The organism is Snodgrassella sp. CFCC 13594, from assembly GCF_001590725.1.
Classification (GTDB): domain Bacteria; phylum Pseudomonadota; class Gammaproteobacteria; order Burkholderiales; family Neisseriaceae; genus Snodgrassella.
In genome coordinates this window covers 1-2,027 of record NZ_LQXR01000049.1, presented here as the reverse complement: position 1 = coordinate 2,027, position 2,027 = coordinate 1, and the positions used below count along the sequence as shown (strand labels likewise).

The window sequence follows — 2,027 nt, the reverse complement described above, 5'->3', positions numbered from 1 at the left end:
GACACCATCGGCTACCCCGCTGATCACACGATCACCATTGGCCCCCGCGACGTTGATAATGGTTGACGTGCCGGTATTATCAATTGTCGTTGTAGTGCCATCCGTTTTAACAATACCGATTTCACCATTCACAATCTTTGTAATACTCTGTGTGTTTGTATCAATACGTTGGTTGATAACAATGTTGTTCGCACTGATTTGACTGTCCGTATATGTGTTTGCACTATTTAGCGTATCTGCTGCGGATTGGGTTAGCTGCGCCACGTTAACAGCGTCAGTGTCTTCAGTACCAGCGGCTAGATTAGTTATTTGACGTTGGTTGGTTGAATTCCCAACAGATACAGTATTGGCACGATCAGCAATTGATTCTGAACCGAGCGCCACCGCATTATCAACAGTAACACTTGATTTGTAACCAAATGCATTTGAGTTACTGCCTGTCAGTACGATTTCGTTACCTACCGCAGTTGAATAAGCTCCTGAAACAGTGTTTTTTTCACCAAGGATATTCACGTTAGTTGCAGTTACCGTGTTTTTATTACCCAATACATTGACAACATTAGTGTCGTGTAATGATTCGCTTGATACCTCGGGAACCGGTACAGACACGTTGTTGACATCACCAATGATGTTTCCGTAAATACCTGAAGCTGTATTGATTTGTCCAACCAGAACAAGGTCAGAATTTTTCACGGTATTGTTATGACCTGTAATATTGCTCGAAAATACATTTTCGACCACATTATTACCACCTAGGATGTTCGTCGTTGATACAGTGCCTTTCGTGAGCCCATCTTCACTGTATGCAAAAAAATTACCCAGACCATCATTAAAATAGGTATTACTGTCGCCGTAAATATCAATACCTTCAGCACCCTCTCCTGGAGCAGTAACTGAAACTGAATTTCCAGTTCCGGTTACAGTCGCTGCATATGATGCACTGGAGATGATTGCTGTTAAAAAGACAGCAAGATGTTTTTTGGTGAAAGATTTGTTAGTCATGTGGCATTCCTAAATAAGATAAAAAAAGCCGGTTACTGGGTAGTAACCGGCAAAGCTGCTGCTGTTAAATGTATGATTTACATGTTGGTCTCCTGCAAAAAAAATACCGCCCTTGGCGGCTTGTCTGTCTGTTCCTCAGAACAAATTGGCTATTAACGGCCCTGCATTGCGTAGAACTTTTCTACCGGATCAAAGTAGAGTTCAGTTAAGTGGGTCTTACTGAAGAATGCGACAACATCGATCGTGGACTTAACCGATTTCAGAATATAGTCATATTCCATTGTTTGACCGGTTGCGGACTCTTTCGCCAGCTGGGCAATACGATAGTGAACAGCTCGCGCGTCATTGGCATGCACTGAAGTTAAGCCCCCGGGATGCCCTGTATTTAACAATGACAAATAATCCCACGCCTCATCGCCCCGAAGCTCTGTTAAGAACACCCGGTCGGGCTTCAGACGCATACATGCAGCGATTAACATCTTGGCCGTGACATGCGCTTTGTAGAACAAGTGCAAGTGGTTAGGATGGTTGGGTAGGCTTAATTCATGCGTGTCTTCCAGAGTAATTAAGCGCGTTAATATCGGCACCAAATCCGCCACTGCTTTGGTAAATGTGGTTTTACCGGAACCGGTACCACCGACCATGCAAATATTAAGCTTGTGATCCACTGCCAGCCGGAAGAATTTATCCATATCCCGATTGGCCTTTGCATCTAACATTTCATACTGCCAAGCGGCTAATTTGACGTCATTGGGCAATTTCATTTTGTCGCAGACATCACGGAATATTTTTCCCTCTATGTGGGTTTCATCAGTGATGGGACGATTGGCGGCATACTGGCTGACATCACTAAATTCAGTAATGCGCCCTGAACTGATGTAATCACCCAGACTGAAGCGGCTTGATGAGGGTTTGCGCAAGCACAAAACCAAGGTATCGTCCTCACATGAAGGCGGCATCATGATGTGGCCACGTTCACCATCAGGCAAAGTAACCGAGTGAATGGGGTTTTCAAAACTGATGTG

At 44.3% G+C, this 2,027-nt stretch carries 2 protein-coding genes; both read right to left on the bottom strand.

What is annotated here, in order from left to right:
- Positions 1–1,002 (bottom strand): YadA family autotransporter adhesin (locus tag A2F46_RS13370; RefSeq protein ID WP_369796344.1); only part of this gene is annotated, 1,002 nt, incomplete at its 3' end.
- Positions 1,003–1,154: 152 nt separating this feature from the next.
- The coding region (locus A2F46_RS11550; RefSeq protein WP_066570604.1) for an ATPase, T2SS/T4P/T4SS family at positions 1,155–2,027 on the bottom strand (873 nt) is incomplete at its 5' end.